This is a genomic window from Streptomyces sp. NPDC005820 (assembly GCF_040630255.1).
Classification (GTDB): domain Bacteria; phylum Actinomycetota; class Actinomycetes; order Streptomycetales; family Streptomycetaceae; genus Streptomyces.
In genome coordinates this window covers 1-1646 of the sequence record NZ_JBEXXE010000127.1, presented here as the reverse complement: position 1 = coordinate 1646, position 1646 = coordinate 1, and the positions used below count along the sequence as shown (strand labels likewise).

Genomic DNA, 1646 nt, shown 5'->3' with positions numbered 1-1646 from the left:
ACTGGCTGTTCTCTATCCGGCCGTGTGGTCGGTGGGGTTCGAACAGGGGCCTGGTTCGGGTGAGTTGTCCGGTGTGGAGGCATGGAAGAAGGGCCTCTTGGTAGCTCGCGGATGTCGAGTCCAGCGAGAAGCAAGAGGCCCTGTTGTCGAAGTGTCGCGTGGTCGTGGTTGCCGAGTCCAGCTCGTCCACCCGTGGGTGTGACTGTCTCGCCCACAGGTTCGGGAACGCGTCCGACAGGCCGGGCCGGCGGCCCCGGTACGGCTCGGACATGAGCGATGCCGAGTGGGCACGGGTGAGGGATCTGCTGCCGGTGCCGGGATGGCTGGCGGGCCAGGGCGGGCGGCCGGAGGGCTACTGCCACCGGCAGATGATCGACGCGGTGCGCTATCTCGTCGACAACGGCATCAAGTGGCGGGCGATGCCTGCGGACTTCCCGCCTTGGCCTCGGGTGTATGCCTTCTTCGCCCGCTGGCGGGATACGGGGCTGGTGGCCGAGCTGCATGAACGGCTGCGCGAGGCCGTCCGCCGGGCTGACGGCCGCAGCCAGGAGCCCAGCGCGGCCATCGTGGACTCGCAGTCGGTGAAGGCGGACGCCACCGTCACCCTCGCTTCACGGGGATACGACGCCGGAAAGAAGATCAACGGACGCAAGCGCCACCTGCTCACCGACACGCTCGGACTCCTGCTGGACGTGCTGGTCACGCCGGCGTCCACGACCGACCGGGACGCCGCCCGCATTCTGCTGCACGCAGCAAGGAAGCGCCTGCCACGGCTTTCGCGGGTCTGGGCCGACGGCGGCTACCGCGGTCACCTCCAGGACTGGGCTGCCCAGAACCTCGGACTCGTCCTCGACGTCGTCCGCCGCAGCGACGACGTCAGCGGCTTTCAGGTCCTGCCCCGCCGCTGGGTCGTGGAAAGATCTTTCGCCTGGTTCCTGCGCAGCCGGCGCCTGGTCCGTGACTACGAACGACGCACCGACACCAGCGAAGCCGTCATCCTGTGGTCGATGACCATGCTCATGAGCCGCCGCCTGGCCGCCCATCACCCCCGGCCTGTTGCGGCGCGGGCAGCGTGAACCGGCCCGGTTTCTCCTCAACCAGCCAGCCCCGCTCCACCAGCCTTTTCAACCGCGCCCTCGCTCCCTCGACGCGGGAGACGGACGCGCTGTCCCAGCCCAGCACCACCGCCGCCCGCCGGGCACCCAGCCCATCGGCTTCCGCGTCCAGGACGGCGGCCATCAACGCCTGGTAGTCCACCGACAGGTCCTCGACACCGCCCGCGTTCTCCCGGTGAGGCACCGCACGTCGCGGCCCGACCGGCTTCTTCCGCGACGACCCGACAGCCACCACGGCGGGCGCTTCGTCCTCGGCCAAAGCCTCCAGATACTGCTCCAGGCCGATCACCCGACGCCTGAGTACCTCTTCCGCGTCCGCCAAGTCCGTCCGCACCCGCACCAGTTCGGCTTCGAGCTCCTCCACTCGCACCGCCGCGGCCTTCCGCCGCGCTTCCAGAACCGCTCGCATCGACGGCATCCGCCACCCCCACAACATCCCGACCGGCAACGAGCCGAGACTTCCGCGACAGCAGCGATCTCATGTCTGACCAGCGGAATCCACACACGAGGTTCGGAAAGAGAACGACCTCT

Annotated in this window: 2 protein-coding genes; one reads left to right on the top strand and one right to left on the bottom strand. The window is 69.0% G+C overall.

Features of this window, described 5'->3' with window-relative positions; translation table 11 throughout:
• The first annotated feature begins 269 nt into the window (after positions 1-269).
• A complete protein-coding gene (locus tag ABZ464_RS52010) occupies positions 270-1076 on the top strand; it encodes an IS5 family transposase (protein ID WP_359290051.1) in 807 nt (268 codons plus the stop codon).
• Here the strand turns inward: ABZ464_RS52010 and ABZ464_RS52005 are convergent.
• A complete protein-coding gene (locus tag ABZ464_RS52005) occupies positions 1018-1524 on the bottom strand; it encodes a hypothetical protein (protein ID WP_359290049.1) in 507 nt (168 codons plus the stop codon). The genes ABZ464_RS52010 and ABZ464_RS52005 overlap by 59 nt on opposite strands.
• Between the last annotated feature and the right edge of the window lie 122 nt (positions 1525-1646).

What these genes read in the sequence shown, in the direction of transcription:
- ABZ464_RS52010 (WP_359290051.1), top strand. Translation starts at nt 270, where the DNA reads ATGAGCGATGCCGAGTGGGCACGGGTGAGGGATCTGCTGCCGGTGCCG.
- ABZ464_RS52005 (WP_359290049.1), bottom strand. Translation starts at nt 1,524, where the DNA reads ATGCGAGCGGTTCTGGAAGCGCGGCGGAAGGCCGCGGCGGTGCGAGTG.